General features: G+C 57.8%; 16 protein-coding genes. 5 read left to right on the forward strand and 11 right to left on the reverse strand.

Features of this window, described 5'->3' with window-relative positions; translation table 11 throughout:
* The 5 genes from rsxC to EIEH_RS13805 form a co-directional block, all read right to left on the reverse strand.
* On the reverse strand, window positions 1-1,831 hold a 1,831-nt coding region (gene rsxC / locus EIEH_RS13785; RefSeq protein ID WP_035609994.1), incomplete at its 3' end, for an electron transport complex subunit RsxC.
* A complete protein-coding gene (gene rsxB, locus EIEH_RS13790; RefSeq protein ID WP_015871394.1) occupies window positions 1,824-2,399 on the reverse strand; it encodes an electron transport complex subunit RsxB in 576 nt (191 codons plus the stop codon). The genes rsxB and rsxC, both read right to left, overlap by 8 nt.
* Window positions 2,399-2,980, reverse strand: coding sequence for an electron transport complex subunit RsxA (rsxA, locus tag EIEH_RS13795; protein WP_015871393.1), 582 nt, complete (start codon window positions 2,978-2,980; stop codon window positions 2,399-2,401). Before rsxA ends, rsxB begins: the two co-directional genes overlap by 1 nt.
* Window positions 2,981-3,134: 154 nt before the next feature.
* Window positions 3,135-3,566: a DUF2569 domain-containing protein gene (locus tag EIEH_RS13800; protein WP_015871392.1), complete on the reverse strand. Its 432-nt coding sequence runs from the start codon at window positions 3,564-3,566 to the stop codon at window positions 3,135-3,137.
* A gap of 84 nt (window positions 3,567-3,650) precedes the next feature.
* Window positions 3,651-5,381, reverse strand: coding sequence for a formate--tetrahydrofolate ligase (locus EIEH_RS13805; RefSeq protein ID WP_015871391.1), 1,731 nt, complete (start codon window positions 5,379-5,381; stop codon window positions 3,651-3,653).
* A gap of 1,014 nt (window positions 5,382-6,395) precedes the next feature.
* Here EIEH_RS13805 and EIEH_RS13810 point away from each other — a divergent pair.
* Window positions 6,396-7,382 carry a bile acid:sodium symporter family protein gene (locus tag EIEH_RS13810; RefSeq protein ID WP_015871389.1) on the forward strand — a complete coding sequence of 329 codons (987 nt, stop codon included), beginning with the start codon at window positions 6,396-6,398 and terminating at the stop codon, window positions 7,380-7,382.
* A 25-nt stretch (window positions 7,383-7,407) separates the two neighbouring features.
* On the opposite strand, the gene add is transcribed toward EIEH_RS13810, so the two are convergent.
* From add to manA, 3 genes are all read right to left on the reverse strand, one after another.
* Window positions 7,408-8,409: an adenosine deaminase gene (add, locus tag EIEH_RS13815; protein ID WP_015871388.1), complete on the reverse strand. Its 1,002-nt coding sequence runs from the start codon at window positions 8,407-8,409 to the stop codon at window positions 7,408-7,410.
* Window positions 8,410-8,631: 222 nt separating this feature from the next.
* On the reverse strand, window positions 8,632-10,110 hold the full coding sequence (locus tag EIEH_RS13820) for a YdgA family protein (RefSeq protein WP_015871387.1): 1,479 nt from the start codon (window positions 10,108-10,110) through the stop codon (window positions 8,632-8,634).
* Between the two features lie 129 nt (window positions 10,111-10,239).
* On the reverse strand, window positions 10,240-11,418 hold the full coding sequence (gene manA / locus EIEH_RS13825) for a mannose-6-phosphate isomerase (RefSeq protein ID WP_015871386.1): 1,179 nt from the start codon (window positions 11,416-11,418) through the stop codon (window positions 10,240-10,242).
* Between the two features lie 195 nt (window positions 11,419-11,613).
* Here manA and fumC point away from each other — a divergent pair, with 195 nt between their 5' ends.
* The gene (gene fumC, locus EIEH_RS13830; RefSeq protein ID WP_015871385.1) at window positions 11,614-13,020 is read left to right on the forward strand and encodes a class II fumarate hydratase; all 1,407 of its coding nucleotides are present in this window, start codon (window positions 11,614-11,616) and stop codon (window positions 13,018-13,020) included.
* A gap of 22 nt (window positions 13,021-13,042) precedes the next feature.
* Here fumC and tus read toward each other — a convergent pair whose 3' ends face one another.
* A complete protein-coding gene (tus, locus tag EIEH_RS13835; protein ID WP_015871384.1) occupies window positions 13,043-13,981 on the reverse strand; it encodes a DNA replication terminus site-binding protein in 939 nt (312 codons plus the stop codon).
* A 1,530-nt stretch (window positions 13,982-15,511) separates the two neighbouring features.
* Complete coding sequence (locus EIEH_RS13845; protein WP_015871381.1) at window positions 15,512-16,789, reverse strand: MFS transporter; 1,278 nt, start codon at window positions 16,787-16,789, stop codon at window positions 15,512-15,514.
* 162 nt (window positions 16,790-16,951) lie between these two features.
* Here EIEH_RS13845 and EIEH_RS13850 point away from each other — a divergent pair, with 162 nt between their 5' ends.
* From EIEH_RS13850 to bioD, 3 genes are all read left to right on the forward strand, one after another.
* Window positions 16,952-17,893 (forward strand): LysR family transcriptional regulator, encoded by a 942-nt coding sequence (locus EIEH_RS13850; RefSeq protein ID WP_015871380.1) that lies wholly within the window; start codon window positions 16,952-16,954, stop codon window positions 17,891-17,893.
* 115 nt (window positions 17,894-18,008) lie between these two features.
* On the forward strand, window positions 18,009-19,232 hold the full coding sequence (mlc, locus tag EIEH_RS13855) for a sugar metabolism global transcriptional regulator Mlc (protein WP_015871378.1): 1,224 nt from the start codon (window positions 18,009-18,011) through the stop codon (window positions 19,230-19,232).
* Between the two features lie 226 nt (window positions 19,233-19,458).
* Window positions 19,459-20,124 (forward strand): dethiobiotin synthase, encoded by a 666-nt coding sequence (gene bioD / locus EIEH_RS13860; protein ID WP_015871377.1) that lies wholly within the window; start codon window positions 19,459-19,461, stop codon window positions 20,122-20,124.
* A gap of 78 nt (window positions 20,125-20,202) precedes the next feature.
* Here bioD and EIEH_RS13865 read toward each other — a convergent pair whose 3' ends face one another.
* A complete protein-coding gene (locus EIEH_RS13865) occupies window positions 20,203-21,672 on the reverse strand; it encodes a cytochrome-c peroxidase (RefSeq protein WP_015871376.1) in 1,470 nt (489 codons plus the stop codon).
* Between the last annotated feature and the right edge of the window lie 807 nt (window positions 21,673-22,479).

Here is a 22,479-nt window from a genome sequence, read left to right on the forward strand (position 1 = left end):
CCCGGCCTGGCTTGGCTTTGGCACGGGCGATGGCCGCCTTACGAGGGTCATCCTGCGGCGCCGGAGCGACAGCGTCACTGTTCGTGGCCGCCGGTGCCGGTGTGGCCCCGGCCTGCTTGGCTTTGGCTCGGGTGATGGCTGCGGCGATGGCCGCCTTACGCGGGTCATCCTGTGGTGCCGGAGCGGCAGCGTCACTGTCCGTGGCCGCCGGTGCCGGTGTGGCCCCGGCCTGCTTGGCTTTGGCGCGGGCGATGGCGGCCGCCAGCGCCGCCTGGCGCGGATCGTTTACCGCGGCGACGTCATCGGTCTGGCCCGCCTTACGTAGGTTAATGCGCTGCAGCGCGGCTTGGATGGTCTCGCGATCGCTGTTGCTGACGCTGACGGCGGCCTGTTTGTGACGCTGTTCGCGCGCCGCCTTTTCCCGTTCAAGGCGTGCCAGACGCGCCTCGAAGCGCGCCTTGGCCTCGGCGGCGCGTCGGGCCTCATCGTCCAACGCGCGGATCTCGGCCTTCTCCTGGCGATAGTACTGCACCAGCGGGATGTTGCTGGGGCACACGTAGGCACAGGCGCCACACTCGATGCACTCCTGTAGATGGTAGCCGCGCGCCTTATCGTGCTCCTTGCCCTGGCTGAACCAGTACAGCTGCTGGGGCAGCAGGCGCGCCGGGCAGACGTCGGCGCAGGCGCCACAGCGAATGCAGGGCTGCTCCGCCTGCGGTACGCTGAATTCATCGCGCGAAGGGGTCAGAATACAGTTGGTTATCTTGACCACCGGTACGCCGAGGCGTGACAGGGTAAAGCCCATTAGCGGACCTCCCATGATCACCATCGGGTGCTTGTTCTGTGCAATAAGGCCGCCGTTTTGCAGCAGATGCTTCACCGGCGTACCGATAGCGGCCCAGACATTTCCCGGGCGGTGCATCTGCTCACCTGTCAGGGTGACCACGCGTTCGATCAGCGGCTCTCCGTCGATGACGGCGCGCTTGATGGCGTAGACCGTTGCCACGTTTTGCATCAGGACGCCGATGGAGGCCGAGTGTCGGCCGTGGGGAACCTCCATGCCGGTCAGGATCTTGATCAGCTGCTTAGCGCCGCCAGAGGGATACTTGGTGGGGATCACCCGCAGTTGTATCTTTTCGTGACACTGTAACGCATGACGCAGGGCAGCGATCGCCTGCGGTTTATTGTCCTCAATACCAATCAACACCCGTTCTGGCGCCAGAATGTGGCTCAATATCGCGCAGCCGCTGACGATTTCCGCGGCGTGTTCGCGCATCAGGCGGTCGTCAGCAGTGATGTAGGGCTCACACTCGGCGGCGTTGATGATCAGGGTATTAATGCGATCCGCGCCGCCGTTGAGTTTGGCGGCTGTTGGGAAACCGGCGCCGCCGAGTCCGGCGATCCCGGCCTGATGGATATGGTCGATCAGCGCCGGGGGCGTCATGGCGCGATAGTCGGGCAGCGGGTGACGCTCTCCCCAGCAGTCCTGCTGGTCGGGGACCAGGCTGATGCACAGCTCGGGCAGGCCGGAGGGGTGGGCGGTCACCTGACGCGAGATGGCGCTGATGGTGCCGGAGGTTGACGCATGTACCGGCAGGGTACGACCATTGCCGCGGGTGAGCGGCTGGCCTTTCAGCACCCGTTCGCCCACCTTGACCAGCAGCTCCCCCTCGGGTCCCAGGTGCTGCTGCAGCGGAATGATCAGCAGATTCGGCAGCGGAATGCGGCGCAGCGGGATCTCGCTGGAGATCTGTTTCATCTCAGGGGGGTGGATCCCCCCTGTAAAGTCCCACAGTCTCTCTTTACGCAGTGCGGCGAACAGCTTAAACATGGCGCTCAACTTCCAGAATATGTACGGGAATGGTCTGCAAATTCCATTTCCAGGTGGCGGTCGTGGTAGGGACGGGCACCAGCTGGATACACGACGTCGGGCAGGGCGGAAGACACAGGCCACAGCCGGTACACTGATCGCTGATGACGGTGTGCAGTGCCCGCGTCGCGCCGACGATGGCGTCGACCGGGCAGGATTGAATACACTTGGTGCAGCCGATACAGTTGGCCTCGTCGATCAGTGCAACCTGGCGCTGAGGTTCGCTCTGGACGCCATCGCCTTCCAGCGGCTGCGGATCAACGGCCAGCAGCGCGGCAATATTGCGCATCACCGCCTCGCCGCCCGGCGCACAGCGATTGATCTTCTCCCCGTTGGCGACGGCTTCGGCATAGGGGCGGCAGCCTGGGTAGCCGCACTGGCCACACTGGCTCTGTGGCAGCAGGGCATCAATACGTTCTACGATGGGGTCCGCTTCCACCTGAAAACGGCGGGCGGCAAACCCCAGGATCAGGCCGGAGACCAGCGCAATGGCGCTGACGGCGGCGATCGCTATCCATAATGAAGACATTAGAATTTTACCAATCCGCTAAAGCCCATAAAGGCAAGAGACATCAGCCCGGCGGTGATAAGGGCAATGGATGCGCCACGAAACGGTGCCGGGACGTCAGCCAGCGCCAGTCGTTCACGGATGGCGGCAAACAGCACCATTACCAGTGAGAAGCCGACGGCGGCGCTGAAACCGTACACGGCTGACTGCAGAAAGTTGTGCGACTGATTGACGTTGAGCAGCGCTACGCCGAGTACCGCACAGTTGGTGGTGATCAGCGGCAGAAAAATGCCCAGCAGGCGATATAGCATCGGGCTGGTTTTACGCACCGCCAGTTCAGTAAATTGTACCACGACAGCAATGACCAGGATAAAGGTCAGGGTGCGCAGATAGGCCAGCCCCAGCGGTACCAGAATAAACTGGTTTACGGCCCAGGCGCAAACGGACGCCAGGGTGAGTACAAAGGTGGTTGCCAGTCCCATGCCCATCGCCGTCTCAAGCTTTTTCGATACCCCCATAAAAGGGCACAGGCCGAGAAATTTAACCAGGACGAAGTTATTGACCAGGACAGTACCGACCAGCAACAACAGATAATCGGTCATCACACAAAACCTACAAAGCAGAAAGATCAGCTGGAAGATGAAACCGCCGTATTATCGGGGTTTAGTCGGCTGACGACAACAGATCAAACGTAGGGGTATTGCGATTTGCGCAAATTACCCACGATGAAGGCGGCGCCGCCGGTGTAAATTGACACTATTGCTCAATAAATGTCTGGCGTACGCGGGCCGAACGCTTGATATAGGGAACAAATACGGCGGCGGCAAGCAGCGGCGTGACGATCCCGCGCAGTGCCAGGGTATCGCTGATCGGCGAGAAGGCAAAGGATTTCAGCGCCAGCAGCAGCATGACCAGCAGCCAGGCGATGAAATGTTTGGGGAAGCGTCGTGAGCGTTTAAAAAACAGGCGCAGTACGTGCAGCGAGAAACACCACACGCCCAGAGTAATTAACAGAGAGAGCCCCCACTGTGATGAAAAGGTGCCGCCGTGAGCCCACAGGCGTCCGCTGCCGCCGTGCTGCAGCAGCGTCATGACGAACAGCGCCAGCATCAGGCTGGAGGAGACGAGAGAGAGGATCATGTAGGCCAATGGCGCAAACAGCCAGCCGCCGATACGGTCAGTTTTCATCGTATGCAATACCGGATAAAAGGGCGAATGCGGGGGAGTATACCCGATCCCGGCGCCGGAGGGAGCAGGGATCGGGGGCGGGCGTTAGCTTAGTCCAACGGTATTGCCGTCGGCGTCGATATCGATGTGGCGGTAGGCCGGCAGGGTGCTGAGCCCCGGCATCGTCATGATGTTACCGGCATAGGCGCGGATAAACCCGGCACCGGCGGAGACCTGCAGGCTGCGGATGGGCAGCACAAATCCGCGCGGGGCGTTTTTCAACGCCGGATCGGCGCTGATGGAGAGCGGGGTCTTTGCCATGCACAGCGGCAGGTGGCCAAAGCCGGCCTGCTCCAGCGCATCCAGCTCCTGCTGCGCCTGCACTGTCAGCTCGGCATGGCTGGCGCCGTAGCTGTGCGCCAGGGTCTGCAGCTTCTCTGCCAGCGGCATAGCGTCCGGGTAGAGCAGGTTGACCTGGGCCGCCTGGCTGCAGGCATCGGTGACGCAGGCTGCCAGGCGCGCCGCGCCGCGCCCGCCGAGAGCAAAGGCTTCGCTGAATTCGACGCCGAATGCGCCGGCGCTGAGCGCATAGTCGCGCAGTATGGCCAGCTCCTGCGGCGTATCTTCCGGCCAGCGGTTGACGGCGATAACCACCGGCAGACCATAGCGGCGGGCGTTGGCGATATGCCAGCCCAGGTTTTCACAGCCGGTGCGCAGCAGATCGGCGTTCGGCTGCTTCACCTCTTCCGGCAGCGCCTGTCCCGGCTTCATATTGAACTGCCCGCTGTTGGCTTTCAGGCTGCGCAGCGTGGCGACCAGCACCACGCAGGAGGGGGCGATCCCCGACTGGCGATATTTGATATTGAAGAACTTCTCCATTCCCATGTCGGAGCCGAAGCCCGCTTCGGTGACCACATAGTCGGCCAGTTGCAGGGCCAGTCTATCGGCCAGCACGGAGGAGTTGCCATGGGCGATATTGGCGAAGGGACCCGCGTGGATCAGCACCGGCGTCTGCTCGCTGCTCTGCATCAGGGTCGGGTGGATCGCCGCTTTCATCACGACGGTCATGGCACCGGCCACCTGCAGATCCTCCGCGGTGATCGGCGCACCTTGCAGGGAATAGGCCAGGATCACCTTGCCGATGCGCGTACGCATATCGGCCAGACCGTCGGAGAGCGCCAGAATGGCCATCAGTTCCGAGGCTGCGCTGATATCAAAGCCATCGTGGCGCGGCACGCCGTTATTGCCACCGCCGACGCCAACGTCAATGCTGCGCAGCGCCCGATCGTTATGGTCCATCACCCGCTTCCAGACGATGCGCAGGGGGTCGATATCCAGGCGCTGCAGCCCGCTCTGGGCAGTGAACGCATCGCCCAGGCGCTGTTCGTGGAACAGTCGGGCATCGAGCGCCGCCGCGGCCAGGTTATGCGCGGCGCTGATGGCGTGGATATCGCCGGTCAGATGCAGATTGAGCTGCTCCATCGGCAGCACCTGCGACGCACCGCCGCCGGCGGCTCCGCCCTTAACGCCGAACACCGGGCCAAGGCTGGGCTGGCGGATACAGGCGATAGCGCTGTGCCCCAGATGGTTCAGCCCTTGGCTCAGGCCTAGGGTCGTGACGGTTTTCCCTTCGCCGAGCGGCGTGGGGGTGATGCTGGAGACCAGGATCAGTTTACCTCGTGGGGGGCGGGGCGTGAGCTGCCGCATATCCACCTTGGCCGCATAGTGGCCATAGGGGATCAGGGCTTCGGTGGCGATGCCGATTTTGGCGGCAATGGTGGCGATCGGCAGCAGGGCAGGCTGGGATGAGGGCATCGGTTCGCAGCAGGATATCATGGTGTGTCGTGATCCTTTATATAAACAGAGTAAACACAGGCGCTGCCGGCAGCAGGCCGCTAAGTGGGCTGAGCGGCATCGATTATACGCCTGGACGGGCTCGGGCGCGTACTATGCCATAATACGCAAACGGTTGCTCCGTTAAATATCGAAATAGTGTGACCGGCATGGGAAAACAGTGTAGGCAAGGCTAAAAACAAACCGTACGACCAGCATGACTACTTTATAAGACTCGCTGATTTATCATGTCGCTGATATCCGTAAGGATGGGTAGGCATTTGCGGCGTTTCCGGGTATTTCTGCTGACGTGGTGTTGTTGCGTTTATGAATAGAAAAGCGAAGTAAACGATTAACCGAAGGGGATAATTCAGACAAATTTAAATTTATTTATCCTGGACGGATGGATCGCCCGCCGCGTGAAATTCCCGCAGGATAGGCTCCATGGTTTAGGCAACGGGAGCGGGCTCTGTGGGCTGGGGGCATGTAAGGGGAATCGTGTCTGCCGCGCGTCAGCGGAGCGCGGGATAACGGCTAATGCAAGTGGCGCCGGGTATTTTAGATGACATAGTACCAAATCCTTTTCGGTGCGGTGCCTACGTCAAATAGATGCCCGCTGTTAGCCAGCCCGGTACTCTGAGAGGTGGGCCGCGAGACATCTTTATAATGTCACTTTTCTCGGGCAGAAAATCATTTAAATGGTTGAAACGCTTTTCCAGACTATCGCTATTATTCGCTTTACAGGATTTGCGCACTAATTCGCCAATGCTTACATTCTCTTCATCAATTTTAAATTGATATAGACATAATTTAAAACAGTATTAAGTAATTATTCTAATGAGTTCAGAGAGATATTGGTGACATGGATTAAAAATTTATGAAATATGGGCGCACCGCCGCCATTTTCCCACCGCAGCGGCGGAGATTTTGTCAGGGTCTGTAACAAGGGGCGTGGCAGCGGGGAGAAAGCCCGTTATGATGGGGACGCTCCCATTGATTGACAAGGAAACCGGTGTTATGTCCTGGCTGCGGCGTTTACGCGTTGATCCATTTCTGTTGGTACTGATCCTGGTGGTGCTGCTGGCATCGCTATTGCCCTGTCGCGGCGAAGCCAAGACCCTGTTTGGTCACCTGACGACGGCGGCTATCGCGCTGCTGTTTTTTATGCATGGTGCCAAGCTGTCGCGTGAGGCGATCGGCGCCGGCATCGGCCACTGGCGGTTGCATCTCGTGATATTCCTGAGCACTTTCGTACTGTTTCCTCTGCTGGGTGCGGGCCTGGGGGGGCTGGTGCCGGTGCTGATGAGCCCCGTTGTCTATCTGGGCTTTTTGTATCTGTGCGCGCTGCCGGCGACGGTGCAGTCGGCCATTGCCTATACCTCGATGGCCGGCGGCAACGTGGCGGCGGCCATCTGCAGCGCCTCGGCCTCCAGTATGCTGGGGGTGTTTTTATCGCCGCTGCTGGTGGGGCTGCTGATGCATACGCAGGGCGACAATATCGATAGCCTGCACGCCATCGGCGCGATTGTGCTGCAGCTGATGCTGCCGTTCCTGTTGGGGCATCTGTCGCGTCCGCTGACGGCAGCCTGGGTGGCCCGCCACCGGCGTCTGATCAATGTAACCGACCGCTCATCGATCTTGCTGGTGGTCTATACCGCATTCAGTGAGGCGGTGATCGAGGGGATCTGGCAGCGTATTGACGCCGGCTCGCTCGGGGTGATCGTGCTGGTCTCCTGCCTGCTGCTGGCAATTGTGCTGCTGATTAATACAGCCATGGCCAGGGCACTGGGATTTGATAAGGCCGATGAGATAACCATTGTGTTCTGTGGCTCCAAAAAGAGCCTGGCCAACGGTATCCCGATGGCCAACGTGCTGTTTCCAGCGGCGGCCGTCGGGATGATGGTGCTGCCTCTGATGATTTTTCACCAGTTGCAGCTGATGGTCTGTGCCTGGCTGGCCCAGCGCTACGCCCGCCGTTGTCAGGCGCCGGAGCGCGCTGAATAGCACGCTCCCAGAGTGTCCTGGGGAGTTAGCACATCTGCTTGGCGTCGCGCAGCACCTGTTTCTCCGCCGGGCTCAGGAAAGCCATGCTCAGGCCGTTGTACTGCGCCTGGCGGATTTGCTCGGCGCTCAGGCCTGCCGCCGGTGCGGCTGTCTGGTATTCGTGACGCAGCTCAATCCCTTCCACCGCCGGGTCATCCGTGTTGAGGTTAGCGATAATGCCGTGTTGCAGGAAATGCTTCAGCGGATGCTGTGCCAAAGAGGGCACCGTACTGGTCTGCAGGTTGGAGGTCAGGCAGGCCTCCACGCCGATGGCGTGCTCCGCCAGATAATCCATCAGGCGTGCATCCTGGATCGCATTCACACCGTGGCCAATGCGTTCGGCACCCAGTTCGCGGATGGCCTGCCAGATGCTTTCCGCCCCCGCGGCTTCGCCGGCGTGTACTGTAATGTGCCATCCTGCGTCACGCGCCCGGGTAAAGTGCGACCTAAACAGATCGCCCGGGAAGCCCAGCTCGTCACCGGCCAGATCCAGTGCGGCGATCCGCTCGCGGCCGCTCAGCAGTGCCTCCAGCTCCTGGCGGCAGGCCTCTTGGCCAAAGGTGCGGCTCATGATCCCAATCAGTTTGACCGGAACGCCGACGTCGCGCGAGGCGGCGCTGACGCCGTCAATGATGGCTTCAACCACCCCCTGCAGAGGCAGGCCGTGGCGCTGCGCCATGTAGTAGGGGGAGAAGCGCAGCTCGGCATAATCGATACCTGCGCGCTTCAGATCTTCAACGTTTTCGTAGGCTACCCGGCGGCAGGCATCCAGGGTGGCCAGAACGGCGACGCCCCAGTCCAGCTTTTGCAGAAAGCTGACCAGATCCGGTACCGAATCGCTGATTTGGACATGGGGGCGCAGGGCCTCCAGCTCATTCGCCGGCAGCGCCAGCCGATACTGTTGTCCCAGCTCTAGAATGGTTTGTGGCCGGATGTTGCCATCAAGATGGCGGTGTAGGTCAATCAGGGGAAAACGCGAATCGATCATGATGGGCACTCTCAATTATTTTGCTTAAGGTGCGCAACAGTATAAAAACAACGCGAAGTAAATAACCATCTAATTACATAAGAATGTGATTTTGATCACCTTTGTATTCGAGGTGTCTCGTTTTATGGTAGTACTGTATTTATATACAGCACTGCTGTGATGCAGGAGCGGGAATGAAAAATGCCCACCGGGTGGCGGGCATTATCGATAGCTTCGGGGGGATTACTGTGCGCCGACGGGCGCCGAATCCATACCGCCAAGCACGCCAAACAGGCCGGCAAACTGGGCCAGGGTCATCTGCTTGCCGTTCAGGGTTACCTGCCCGTTGGCATAGTGCAGCTGGCTGACGATCGCATTATCCTGCTGCGTCGTGAGCTTAAACATCTGACCCATGGCGGAAACGCCCTGCACCTGCTGTGCCGCCAGCTTTTGCGCCTCATCGGTTTGGTATCCCTCCAGCTCGGCCGCATTGGCGGCGATTTGTGTCGCCATCGGCATGGAGAGGTTAAGGGAGACATCCAGCGTACGGACGGCCTGCAACAGCGGCGGCAGCGCGGCGGCGGCCTCGGTCTTGGCCGGTGCGCTCAATGATAGGCTAAGGTCAAACTGACTGCTGCCGGCGCTGTTTTTCCAGGTGACCGGCTTGAGATCGATCTGAGGATTGCCGCTCAGCAGGCTGGGCAGGGCGGCATCCAGCATGCCGGCTAGCTGCTGCTGATAGGCGACGCTGTTGCTGCTGTTGCCGCTGTTCATCTGGCGGCGGATAAAGGCATCGTATTCATCAGCAAACTTTTTCACGCCATGGCCATCAAACCCATTCAGATTCAGCGTCATGGCGCCGCTACCGAAGGCTTTCCCATCGATCTGCAGACCGCCGAGACGATAGTCCACCCGCGCATCCAGCGTACGTTCACCCTCTTTCAGACTGGCATCCATTGCCAGATCGTCCAGCGCGGCGCTCTCTTTGCCATCGAACGACAGGCTCAGGCGCTTGGCGGCGATCTGCTGTTCACCGATATTCAGGCCAAACTTGCCCATCTTGCTGTGAGTGGTAAAGGTGGCGCCTGTCAGCGACAGGGTTTCACGCTGACCCCCGTTTGGGGCATCGATGCTCAGGCTTCTGGCATCTGCCGTAAGATCCATTCGGCTGAGATCGCGGGCGATATCGGCCTTAATCTGCGCGCCGCCAAAGTCGATTTTATTCTCGCCTGTTTGCAGAGAGAGTGGCTGCAGGGTTATCTCGGTGCTGTTATCCCCGCTATAGGCGATTCGGGTATAGGCATCAAGGGGCGACGTTCCTTTATTGGCTGTAAACAGCGGGGCGACCAGCGGCGTATTGGCCAGCTCACTGTACACTACGGCCATGCTGGGAACCAGTGAGAAGCGGGCCAGCGGGAAGGGGCCATGGCTGATGGTTTCATTCAGCGCCAGCTGCTGACCCGGCTTCAGCAGTGCATCCTGTTTGGCGGCGGGATCAGCCTGGATAATGTAGTGAACCCGGCTGGAGAAAACGCCGCGCTGGTAATCCTGGTAGCTGATCTTCAGGCCGGCCTGAGGCAGACGCTGAGTGAGGCTTTCGTTAAGACGGGCAACCTCACCGTCCATACGCTGCTCAATAAGCTTACCGGTATACCACGATGCGCCGCTCCAGGCTGCGCCCAATACCACGATGACCGCAACGGCGACGGCTGATTTTTTCATACTCTGTCCTTCTGTAGCCAGAATCGGGCACCGGTTTCAAGCGCATCGGTGCCGGAAGGTAAAAAAACGCCCGCAGGCGTTTTTATTGTGGGGGCAAGGGGGCGTAATTGGCAAATAATTCGTTGAAAATTAATCTAACTGATTAAAAATACGCGCCAGCTCTCCGTGACCGGTCACCGAAACCTGGCGGTCTGCGGCACTGAGATAGCAGGACTCGCCGGCGTGCAGGATCAGCGTCTGTGCCCCCTGCTGCAGCCGGGCCTCTCCACGGATGCAAAACAGCACGGCGGCGCTCTCCTGATGCAGCGGCTGCGGCTGTGCGCTCAGCGTATGGACCGCAAAGGCAAAATCGGCGACCGGCACGGGGAAACGGGTCTCCGCGCCGGAGGTGCACGGCGCCGTCAGCAGCTTGTCGGGTGGTGTGGCGATGAAGCGGACGCTCTTCAGCAGCTCGGTGACATCGATATATTTCGGGGTCAGGCCGGCGCGCAGTACGTTATCCGAATTGGCCATGACCTCCAGGCCGACGCCGTGCAGATAGGCGTGGGGTGTTTCGGCATCCAGGAACATGGCCTGGCCCGGCGCCAGCACTATCACATTCAGCAGCAGTGGAGAGAACAGGCCGCTGTCATCCGGGTAAATAGGGGCAATGGCGCGCAGGGTGTCCCAGACCTCGCCTTGCTGGTGGGCCATCTCCTCGCGCAGGCGGCGCAGTGCATGGGCTTTTGCCTCCCCCTGCATATTGAGCAAATTGGCAAACAGGGCCCGCAGCGTGTCGGCACCCGGGTGGGCGATAAAAGCGGCGATATCCGGGTGGGCATCGGCCAGTGGTTGCAGCAGGGTAGCTATCTGGTCGAATTCGCGAAAGCCGTTCATCGCTGCAAAAGGGGTTAGCGCATACACCAGCTCCGGTTTATGGTTGGCATCCTTGTAGTTACGGTTCGGGGCATTTCGCGCGATGCCGGCGGCCTCTTCGCGCGCAAAGCCGGCTTCGGCGGCGTGCTTATTGGGATGTACCTGAATGGAGAGCGGCTGGGCTGCGCACAGCACCTTAAACAGGAACGGCAGCTCGCCAAAGCGCCGGGCGACGGCATCGCCCAGCTGGGCGCGAGGATCGGCGGCGATTTGATCGCGCAGACTTAGGCTGGTGCCGCGCGCATCCTGTACCCGGGAGCTGTTTAACGGGTGGGCTCCCATCCACAGCTCGGCCATCGGTTGGTTATCCGGGTTAGCGATGCCATAAAGTTTGCTCAGTGCGTCGTGGCTGCCCCAGGCATAGTGCTGTATGGCATTGTTCATCTTTTGCATCTGTCGGTTCCGCGAGTCAGTGAAATGTGAATTTTCTTCAGTAAACAGGAACTGCCCCCGCCTCGGCAAGGGGATTGATCATCTAAATGGCGAAGGCATTCACAATGAGGCCATTGACAAGGCAGTATACTGAAAAAGAAGCGGTTAGTTTTTCACCGTAAAGGTGGCGGTCCAGTGGAGACACGAGGAGAGATAATGACGGCGATGCGTATAGAGAGAGATGCGATGGGGCAGGTGAAGGTGCCTCAGGAGCGTATGTGGGGCGCCCAAACACAGCGCTCTCTTGAGCATTTCTGTATCTCGGTGGAGAAGATGCCGCCAGCGCTGATTGCAGCGCTGGCGCTGGTTAAGCTGTGCGCCGCACGGGTGAATCGAGACTATGGGCACCTGACGCCGGAGAAGGCAAACGCCATTATTTTGGCGGCGCAGGAGGTTCTCGACGGGCAGTGCCCCGGAGAGTTTCCGCTGTCGGTCTGGCAAACGGGTTCCGGCACGCAGACCAATATGAATATGAACGAAGTGCTGGCGAACCGGGCCAGTGAGCTGCTGGGTGGCGTCCGCGGCGAGCAGCGGCTGGTGCATCCCAACGATGACGTCAATTGCGCTCAAAGCTCCAACGATGTATTTCCAACGGCGATGCATGTGGCGGTGGTGCTGGGTATTGAGCGCGATCTGCTGCCGCGTATCGCCCAGTTGAGCGATACGCTACGGCATAAGGCGCAACGCTTTGCCTCCATTGTGAAGATTGGACGCACCCATCTGCAGGATGCCACGCCGCTGACGCTGGGACAGGAGATCTCCGGCTGGGTGGCGATGCTGGAGCACAATGAGCGGCATATCAGACACACGCTGCCGCACCTGTATGAGCTGGCACTGGGGGGGACAGCGGTTGGAACCGGGTTGAATACGCCGCCGGGATTTGCCCAGCGCATTGCCGCCGAGCTTGCCGGACAGATTGGTCTGCCGTTTGTCAGCGCCCCCAATAAGTTTGAGGCGCTGGCGACCTGTGATGCCCTGGTGCAAGGGCACGGTGCCCTGAAGGGGCTGGCCTGCTCTTTGATGAAGATTGCCAACGACGTGCGCTGGCTGGCATCGGGGCCCCGCTGTGGGATAGGGGAGCTGAGACTGCCGGAGAACGAGCCGGGCAGTTCCATCATGCCAGGTAAGGTCAACCCGACACAGTGTGAGGCGCTGACCATGGTGTGCGCGCAGATACTGGGGAATGATACCGCCGTAAATATCGGTGGCGCCTCCGGTAACTTTGAGCTGAACGTCTTTCGCCCGCTGGTGATCCACAATATCTTACAGTCCCTGCGGCTGTTGGCCGATGGCATGGAGAGCTTTAACCGGCACTGTGCGCAGGGACTGATGCCGAACCGGGAGCGTATCGACGAACTGTTGCATCGTTCGCTGATGCTGGTGACGGCGCTGGCCCCGCATATTGGCTACGATCGGGCGGCAGAGATCGCCAAGAAGGCGCACCGGGAGGGGACGACGCTGCGGGAGGCGGCGCTGACGCTCGGCTATGTCAGCGCACCGGCGTTTGATGAATGGGTTCAACCTGCACAGATGGTGGGTGATTCCGCGCAAGGTGAAAAGTGATCATATTGTGACAACGTCACAATTAGTTTTCTAACTCATCGGCCTCACGGTAAAGGTGCAGCCGGGGGATCACCGGGATCAGCTTCTTGGCCCGTGGGCGATGGCGCACTGCGATGTTGTCGGCGTCGTAGTCGGCCAGCGTTCCGATACGCGGCGCAGATTCGGCGGATTCGCACAACGCGATCAGCGGCATGCTGCACGGGTGCTGTACCTGACGCTGGATGGCGCTGTACCACACTCGGGCGATCGGTTGAACCTTGACCGGACGGCGAATTTTGAGTCTGACATTTTCGGGTAGCGCCATCAGGGTATCCCGCTCTTGCAGAATGTGCTGCGCCCACTGTTCACGGGTGTAGGGGGCAACGGCGCGTCCGGCGCGTAGGCTCTTATCCAGGCGCGTCAGCACCTCGGCGCGGCTGAGGTTATTTATCACCTGTTTGTTTGCCCAGCCGAAGCCGACGCTGCTGGGGTCGTCCAGTAGTGTCAGGGTACGGTAGGCACTGAGGGTCAGCAGCCCTTTGAGCTGGCGGTGGACAAATTCAAAGCGCTGCTCCGGCGGCAGACCGGTCTCCACGGCGATGATCTGCTCCAGCTGCCGTTTATGGCGGTTGACTCTCTCGATCGCGTCGCGCAGCGCAGCGCGCTGCGGAGGCGTGGCCTGATAGCACAGTACGCCGGGCAGGCGTACCGCGGCCTTGCTGCTGACATGCTGGCGGTGATGGTGAAGGAAGAGGCGGCGAAAGTGGCTGCGCCCGGCGTCAAAGGCCTCCCCGGCGGCGCAGGGGGTGACACGGATGCGGCGGATCTCCTCATGCTCCTTGCCTTTTTCTATCTCCGGTAGTGCAAAGATCTGCGCCTGCAGCGGAGTGAGGGCGGCCAGCTGGTGGTCGGTATGGTCGAGCGCCTCCTCCAGTTGACGGAAGCAGAGATGGAGTCGTTCGGTAACGCTGCTGGTGGACATAAAGATGACTGCTTTTTATTAGTTACAACATACATATGACAATGACATACTGCGCCGTCTGCAGCAACCTATTTTACCTCTACCATCCTACAAATGATGAACAATATAGGCCAACCAGGATGGGTACGCCTCGACGGACGGGCGTCAGCTCAGACTTTAACGCCGGGATCGGCGGGCTCCGTGATGGCGATAAAATACGTAGGATGACACGTTCCGATAGGTATAGAGGAGGGGTAGGAAATGGAAAAGCTCCTACGCGGAGGCGGTTTCTGTCGCCTGGATAGCTTTGCGCAAAGGGAGGCGTGTTCTGGTGAACCGCAGCTTGCGGAATACCCGAATTATTTTCACACGCTGGCGGTGGACGTGCCGTTCCGCGACCGCTACCTGCCACGGGTCTACATGAAAACCGGGGAGGGGACACGGGAGAAGGTGATACCCGCCTGTTTACGGTGGAATGTGCCTCGCACGTGCTGGGCGCCTGGTGCGGAACCGACAGTCTGCTGAATGTCCTGACCGATTTATCCTTTGCCCCGAAGTGGTGTCTGCCGGAGCTGGCCGGTGTAGGAAGCGTTCACGGCGGTTTTCTGTAAGCTTATCAGCTGGCTAGACGGAAAGTCGACTACGAATCTATCTCAGTAGGTCATATATTGTTGCAGCCAGTTTGGACACGGATAGCGTGCAACAACCGGAGTGTATACGCAGTAAGTGAGGATTGTGGGCATGGCCCCGGGAAAAAATGGCAAATCAAATATCCTAATGGGATAGACTCTACGTCCTGCCTCTTACTTTACTGTGTATGGATGGAGGCTGGCTATATCTGACAGTCGTCATCCGCCTGAGGTCGCCTGCCGTTATCGGCTGGTCAATCTCATCATGGATGACAGCACGGTTAGTCTGCGATGCGGCGTAAGCGCCCCCATCTTTAAGATAAGCTTTTAGCGACAAACTGTCGTAATTATCGATTCCGCATCCTGAGTAGCCTGAAGCTGTACCTCTCCCGGCCGAACAATCATCTGGCTTTTACCTGTTGTCGACCAGCCGCCTGACTCTCCCACGTAATTGGACATAATAATCCCCACCTGAAACTTTTCCGCATACTGCCGCAGCAGGCTGATATCGTTTTTATAGCCATTTTCAGTGAGTAGGATGGTGCCAGGCAGTAGTCCGCTCCCTTTTCCTTGAGCGAACAGATGTAGGTTTCTGCCAATGAATCCGCGCAAATAGCCAGCCCAAACGTCAGCCCACCAGCCTTAAACACACAGCTTGCAGGACCACGTGAAAAGAACTGCACCTCGCTGCCATGCAGATTCATTTTGCAGCACACCTGCGGATCGTCGTTCGGCTGGAAGACAATGGCGCTGATTTGTGGCTTGTCATCTTCAACGGCTATTGGGGAAAAACGGCAAAAACCAACGGCTGCGGGAGATTATCAGCAGCCCAGAAATGAGTTTTTGATGGAGAGCCATAACGCGCTCAGCGCTAAAATCACCGAGCGGTACCGGGCTGCACTTTGGCCGCCCGGTAAGGATGCTATGATAGCAGGGTGGCTTCAGGAAGACGCTGTAGACGGCGCCCCAGCAGCCATGCGAGCAGCAGCATGACGACCAGGAAGATGACGATACCGTTCCAGCCGTAACTGTGCCAGAACACGCCGCCCAGCGTACCGGCGACGCTGGAGCCGGCGTAGTAACTGAACAAATAGAGCGAGGAGGCCTGGCCTTTGGCCCGGCGCGCCCGGCGTCCGATCCAACTGCTGGCCACGGAGTGGGCGGCGAAGAAGCCGGTGGTAAACAGTACCATGCCAATAAACACCAGCCACAGTGTGGAGAAAGCGGTAAGCAGCAGTCCCAACAGCATAATGATTATCGCGCCGCTCAGCACCGGGCCTCGGCCAAAGCTGGCGGTCATCGCCCCGGCCTTGGGTGAGCTGTAGGCGCCGCTGATATAACCCAGTGAAAGTACACCGACGATAGCCTGGCTGAGGCCATAAGGGGGGACAAGCAGACGGTAGCCAATGTAGTTAAACAGCGTGACAAAGCTACCCATCAGCAAGAAACCTTCGGCGAACAGCAGTGGAAGTCCCCGATCGTGGCAGTGCAGGCGCAGATTGAGCAGCAGATTACGTGGGCGCAGGGAGGTTGGACGAAAATGGCGCGAGGGCGGCAGGATCTTCCAGAACATCAGCGCGCCGCACAGCGCAAATAGTCCGATGACGGCCAGGGTTGGCCGCCAGGAGAAGTAGTCCGTCATGACACCGCTGATCAGTCGGCCGCTCATGCCGCCGATCGAGCTGCCGCTGATATACAGTCCCATGGAGAAGGCGACAACCGAGGGATCCATCTCTTCACTGAGATAGGTCATAGCCACGGCGGCTACGCCGCTCAGAGCCACTCCAACTAAGGCCCGCATCACCAGAATGGCATTCCAGCTGCCCATCATGGCGCAGATCAGCGTGCAGATCGCCGCCAGCAGCAGCGCAGTAACCATGACATTTTTACGTCCGACGGCATCGGAAAGCGGACCGGTAAACAGCAGGCCGATGGCCAGCATGGCGGTGGCAACTGACAGCGATAGGCTACTGGTCGCCGGGGTAATGGCGAAATCCTGCGATAGCACCGGCAGAATAGGCTGTACGCAGTACAGCAGGGCAAAGGTGGCCAGCCCTGCTGAAAACAGGGCCAATGTGACCCGTTTAAAATCGGGGCGGCTGCGGGTGATAAAAGGGGGTTTACCATTAAGGCCATCACTGATGGCGGTGGATGCCGGAGAGACGGTATCCGGCACGGCTTCAGCCGGGGAGGTATTCACACAATATCCTTGTATGGAGCAAACAGAGAGTCAGCACTGGGGGCATCACAAGCTGCGATGTTGACACGGAGCCAGGCTATGTGATGGCGAGCATAGAATTGCGCCTGTTGAATGTCTAATATATTAATAAGAACCAATAATATATTTAAAGTATCAATGGTCATGCGCATCGAAATTCGTCATCTTAAGTACTTTATCGCCGTTGCCGAGGAGCGACATTTTAACCGGGCGGCGGAACGGCTGAATATTTCACAGCCGCCACTGAGCCAGCAGATCCAGTCGCTGGAGCGTGAACTTGGCGCCTGTCTGCTGATGCGCACCAACCGTAGCGTCAGCCTGACGCAGGCGGGGAGCCTTTTTCTGAAAGAGTGCTATTCCATCGTTGGCCAACTGGAGCAGGCGGCCGAAAAGGCGGCCCGGGCACATCGGGGGGAGACCGGGGATCTGACCATTGGCTTTACCTCATCGGTTCCCTTTATTCCCCGTGTGGCGCACAGCCTATTCTCCTATCGCCATCGCTATCCGCAGGTGCATCTGCAAATGCGTGAACTCAATACCAAGCAGCAGATCGAACCGTTGGTGGATGGAAAGCTGGATATAGGCATATTGCGTAATACCCTGCTACCTGGCGTGCTGAAGCACCGGGTGCTGCAGCGTGAGCCGCTGGTTGCGGTTTTGCACCGTCATCATCCCTTGGCGCAGCGGGGACAGGCGCTGAGATTTAGCGACCTGGCCGACCAACCCTTTGTCTTCTTTTCCCGCGGCGATGGTACGGCGCTGTACGATGAGCTGCTGTCGCTGCTGAAGAGGGCAGGCATTGTGCCGTATATTACGCAGGAGGTCGGTGAAGCGATGACGATCGTCGGGCTGATCTCAGCGGGCCTGGGGGTCTCTATCCTGCCGGCATCCTATACCCGTATTCAGGTGGACGGCGTTTGTTATCGCGCATTGGATGAGCCTGATGCCTATACCGAGGTGTGGCTTGCCTACCATCGCCAGCGGCCGCTGAGTGCACAGGCTACTGCGCTGATCGCGCTGTTGACTGCGCCATCGTCTAATCTTATTGCGTCACTGGCCATGAGTGAAAACACACCGAACAGATAAGTATTTGTGCACTTAATCACATAACTAATCAAATGGTTGATGCCTTTTTGTAAAATACCCACCATACCCGGTAATATTTATTTTGAAGCGCGAAAAATAACTGGGAGTAGCAGTGGTGATTGCTGACGGTCAGCCGGGGCATATTGATCAAATCAAGCAGATAAATGCTGGGGCGGTTTACCGCCTTATCGATCGTTTTGGCCCTATTTCGCGCATTGAACTTTCAAAACGTGCACAGCTGGCTCCCGCCAGTATCACCAAAATCGTTCGTGAACTGCTTGAAGCTCACCTGGTGCAGGAGACGGAGTTTCAGGAGCCCGGCAGCCGCGGACGTCCTGCCGTAGGTCTCACGCTGGATACCGCATCGTGGCACTATCTGTGCGTGCGGATTGGGCTGGGCTCCATGACGTTGGCGCTGCGCGATCTGCGCGGTACGCTGGTCGCCGAAGAGGAGATCGCACTGTCGGTGCGGGGTGAGCTGCCGCTGCTGGCCCGCATCGTAACAGAGATCGATCTGTTTTTTACTCGCCACCAGCATCAGCTGGAACGCCTGACGGCGATAGCCATTACGCTGCCGGGATTAATTAATGCCGCCCGGGGGATCGTTCACCGGATGCCGTATTATACCGAGGTGCGTGATATGGCGCTAAGCGCCGAGCTCTCACGCCACACTGGGCTGCCGGTATATCTGCAGCATGATGTTTGCGCCTGGACCATAGCCGAGTCGCTGTTTGGCGCCGGTGTGGGCTGTGCCAACCTGATTCAGATTGTCATTGACCATAACGTGGGGGCGGGGGTGATCAGCGAAGGGCGCCTGCTGAACGGGAGCCGCCAAAGTCTGGTTGAAATAGGGCATACCCAGGTCGATCCCTATGGCAAACAGTGCTACTGCGGAAACCATGGCTGTCTGGAGACGATTGCCGGACTGGACAATATACTGACGCTGGCGCAGCAGCGCCTCGCGCTGTCGCCGTCGTCACAGCTGCACACGGTCAACCCGCTGAATATTGAGGCCTTGTGTCAGGCCGCACTGCAGGGAGATCAGCTGGGGCGAGACTTGATCAATAGCGTTGGCCATAGTGTGGGGCGTATCGCCGCGGTGATGGTTAACCTGTTTAATCCGGAAAAAATTCTGATAGGTTCACCGCTGAACCAGGCCGCGGAGCTCTTGTTCCCCTCCATTGCCAGCGCAATTCGACAGCAGTCGCTTCCTCATTACACCCAGTATCTCTCGGTTGAAGCCAGCCATTTCCACAATCATGGTACAATGCCTGCCGCCGCGTTGGTCAAAGAGGCGCTGTATAACGGTTCGCTGTTAGTACAGTTACTGCAAGGGTAACTGTTCGCTTGTATGTGCCGTATTGTTACTTATATCCCGTGCATTTGCCCTACGGGCAGGAAAATGATCCGTGCGATAAATAAAAATTTGAGCTAACGCAAGCCGCGTGTAGAGCGCTTCACCTAGACTTTCTGCTTTATTGGCGATCGCGGGTACACAGCATACTTCCGGTCAGATCGTTCTGCTTTCCAATTATTAATCGGAGTCTCTCCGGAGTAATTATTCAATGCTAAAACGCGTATTCGTTACGGGAACCGACACCGAGGTGGGTAAAACGGTGGCTTCCCGTGCGTTATTACAAGCTATTCAGGCAGCTGGGCACAGTGCTGCGGGATATAAACCTATCGCCGTAGGCAGTGATGAGACCCCTCAGGGGGTACGCAACCGGGATGCCGTAACTCTGCTCAAGGCATCCTCCATGGTGCTAAGCTATGACGAAGTCAACCCCGTAACCCTGCGTGAAGAGATAGCCAATGCCTATACCGGCGAAGCGCTGGACTATGGCGCCATGAGCCGTGGGTTACAGAATATGAGTGTCAAGGCGCAACATGTTGTGGTTCAGGGAACCGGCGGCTGGCGGGTCTTGATGCAGGATTTACGTCCGCTCTCAGAGTGGGTTGTGCAGGAGCAGCTTCCGGTAATCCTGGTGGTAGGGATTAAGCTGGGCTGTATCAGTCATGCCATCTTGACCGCTCAGGCCATTATTAATGATGGCCTGCCGTTTGTCGGCTGGATTGCGAACCGGATTAACCCAGGTCTGTCGCACTATGCTGAAACCATTGATGCCCTGCGGCAGAAGCTGCCGGCACCGCAGTTGGGTGAGATCCCCTATCTGTACCGTCCAGAGGAAAAAGCGTTGGCGCGCTACATCGATTTATCTGCGCTGGACTGAAGCCGCGCATGGGTAGATGTTGTTACTGAAACGGGCGTGCATAGTGCACGCCCGTTTGCTTTTCATTAACGGCTACGGCTATGGATGGGCCGCCTCCACCTTCTTCGGTGCTGCCGGGGTCTCTACGGCGGGTGCCGTATTCATCGGATAGGGCGTATAGACACCGGTCAGGCTCTTCAGGAAGGCTACGATATCGTTGACATCGCTTTGCGGCAGGGTGACGCCAACCTGATAGCGCAGCATTTGCTTCACCGCCTCATCCAGTGTCTTCACATCACCACGGTGGAAGTAGGGACCGGTCAGCTCAACGTTACGCAGCGTCGGCACCTTCTGGCGCAGTTTATCGCGCAGTTCATGAGTCACGTTCATTCTACCGATATCAGCGTTGGTCAGTTCGCCAAACGGATATGCCTTGATCAGTCCGAGAGGTTCATAAGACTCTCCGCCCATTGCAACGCCAGCGTGACAGGTTGCGCAGCGATTATCCTTAAACAGCTGATAGCCGCGCTGCTGCTGGGCAGTGAGCGCGTTGCTATCGCCGCGCAGATAGCGGTCAAACGCGGAGTTCGGCGTAATCAGCGTTTTTTCAAACTCGGCGATGGCATCGGTGATATTTTTTCCACTGAATCCCTGCGGGTACACCTTGAGGAAATCCTGCTTAAATGCCTGATCTTGATTCAGCTTATCGATGATTTGCTCCCACGATGTAGATGCCATCTCGATCGGGTTCAGCGGAGGACCACCCGCCTGATCCTGCAGGGTTGCCGCACGCCCATCCCAGAATTGAGCAATATTGAACACAGCATTAAACACCGTTGGGGCGTTAATGGGGCCCACCTGGTCATCGACGCCCAGCGATGTTTTTCTTCCATCTACGCCACCAGCGCCCAATTGGTGACAATGGGCACAGGCCACGGTGTTATTGCTGGATAAACGCGGATCGTGGTACAGACGGAATCCCAGCGCGACTTTTTCGGCACTGACCGGTAAGGACTCGGGGATCGGCTGTATCGGCTCATTGCGTAGCGATGGCGCCATATCCGGTGTCGAATAGTATTTTTGACGCTGCTCACCCACCCACTGTAGCAGCGTATCGCGATCGGCCTGCGACATTCGGCCGGCCCAGTGCATTGCGGTATAACGGGTTGGCGGCATGGTCTGATGCTGAATCACCCACTCCAACTTATTGAGATCCGTCAGGGTCGGCGGTTGGCCGCTGGAGGCTTTCCTCGGGGAGGGTTTCAGCAGGCTTTCGCGCAGAGGTATCAGATTGAACGCCTTATATCCCTGATACATATCATATTCCATCAGCTGCTTCACGCCGGGAACGCTGGCGTAAAACGGTAAATTGCTCGATGGAGTATGACAGTAGTCACAGCCTTTTTCGCCCAAGATCCCTAATACCTGAGCGTTAAGTGCTGAACTTGCCGGTTCACTCGGTACGGTATTACGTTGTTTGTCATGATTATAGACATAGCCGACCAACCCTAAGTAGCAGACGATACCGGTAATGACGATACCGCCTGCCCATTTCGTTATTTTTTTCATTGTTACAAAACTCCTTTTGAGAGTGTCAATACGGCTGCAGATGCAGCCGACAAATGTCGGTGAACCGACTTGCTCATAGTGCGGGCTAGTATCGCGGCGATATTTGATAAGTGTCAACGATATATGCAAGGATAACCTATCGTTGAGATAGAAAACGAAAATCAATAGCATTTTTTTGGATGTATATGCTGCTTTTTGGTATGAATTGGTGATAGGTTGGAATATGTAATGATTGCGCTGTATTTTTCTAGTGGATAATCCTTGGTGATGTGTTGGCATCGTCTGAGCAGTGGCGTGGAGATAGACTATCGACGCCGTGGTTACTGCATTGTCAGTCAACCCTTACTCATTATGGCGCTGGTTGGATGTATATATTACGGCAATACATTTATTTTTTATTATTAGTTAAGGGCAGGGATATACATATAGCGATAGCATTGAGAAGAGTTGCCTATCAGGCTTGTGGCTTTATTATAGCGATTGGAGTTGTTATAGGGACTATATACAATATAGGTGCCATCCCAATGGATACTTAGATCCTATCCCAGTCGGAATATATTGTTGCAGCCAGTTTGAACATGGAAAGCGCGCAACAAGCAGAGTGTACACGCAGTACGTGAGGATTGTGAGCGCGGCCCTGGACAAAAATGGCAAATCAATGAACGCGATTCATCCAGCTATGTGTTCTTTCTACAGTCTAACGATATGCTTTGAAACAGGTGTTTTTAATTGCCTCTGATACCTCCTTCCTTAACTGGATTTGAGGTTCATAACGGCGTATTTTCAGGCAGATTCCCAGCAACCCGA

Origin of the sequence: Edwardsiella ictaluri ATCC 33202, assembly GCF_000264785.1 — a bacterium.
Lineage (GTDB): Bacteria > Pseudomonadota > Gammaproteobacteria > Enterobacterales > Enterobacteriaceae > Edwardsiella > Edwardsiella ictaluri.

Bases quoted from the DNA above. Each gene is read 5' to 3' on its own strand.
- add (WP_015871388.1), bottom strand. From the start codon at position 8,409: ATGATCGATTCGCGTTTTCCCCTGATTGACCTACACCGCCATCTTGAT.
- EIEH_RS13865 (WP_015871376.1), bottom strand. From the start codon at position 21,672: ATGAAAAAAATAACGAAATGGGCAGGCGGTATCGTCATTACCGGTATC.
- rsxB (WP_015871394.1), bottom strand. From the start codon at position 2,399: ATGTCTTCATTATGGATAGCGATCGCCGCCGTCAGCGCCATTGCGCTG.
- manA (WP_015871386.1), bottom strand. From the start codon at position 11,418: ATGCAAAAGATGAACAATGCCATACAGCACTATGCCTGGGGCAGCCAC.
- tus (WP_015871384.1), bottom strand. From the start codon at position 13,981: ATGTCCACCAGCAGCGTTACCGAACGACTCCATCTCTGCTTCCGTCAA.
- EIEH_RS13810 (WP_015871389.1), top strand. From the start codon at position 6,396: ATGTCCTGGCTGCGGCGTTTACGCGTTGATCCATTTCTGTTGGTACTG.
- EIEH_RS13800 (WP_015871392.1), bottom strand. From the start codon at position 3,566: ATGAAAACTGACCGTATCGGCGGCTGGCTGTTTGCGCCATTGGCCTAC.
- bioD (WP_015871377.1), top strand. From the start codon at position 19,459: ATGCTAAAACGCGTATTCGTTACGGGAACCGACACCGAGGTGGGTAAA.
- rsxA (WP_015871393.1), bottom strand. From the start codon at position 2,980: ATGACCGATTATCTGTTGTTGCTGGTCGGTACTGTCCTGGTCAATAAC.
- EIEH_RS13820 (WP_015871387.1), bottom strand. From the start codon at position 10,110: ATGAAAAAATCAGCCGTCGCCGTTGCGGTCATCGTGGTATTGGGCGCA.
- fumC (WP_015871385.1), top strand. From the start codon at position 11,614: ATGACGGCGATGCGTATAGAGAGAGATGCGATGGGGCAGGTGAAGGTG.
- EIEH_RS13850 (WP_015871380.1), top strand. From the start codon at position 16,952: ATGCGCATCGAAATTCGTCATCTTAAGTACTTTATCGCCGTTGCCGAG.
- EIEH_RS13805 (WP_015871391.1), bottom strand. From the start codon at position 5,381: ATGATATCCTGCTGCGAACCGATGCCCTCATCCCAGCCTGCCCTGCTG.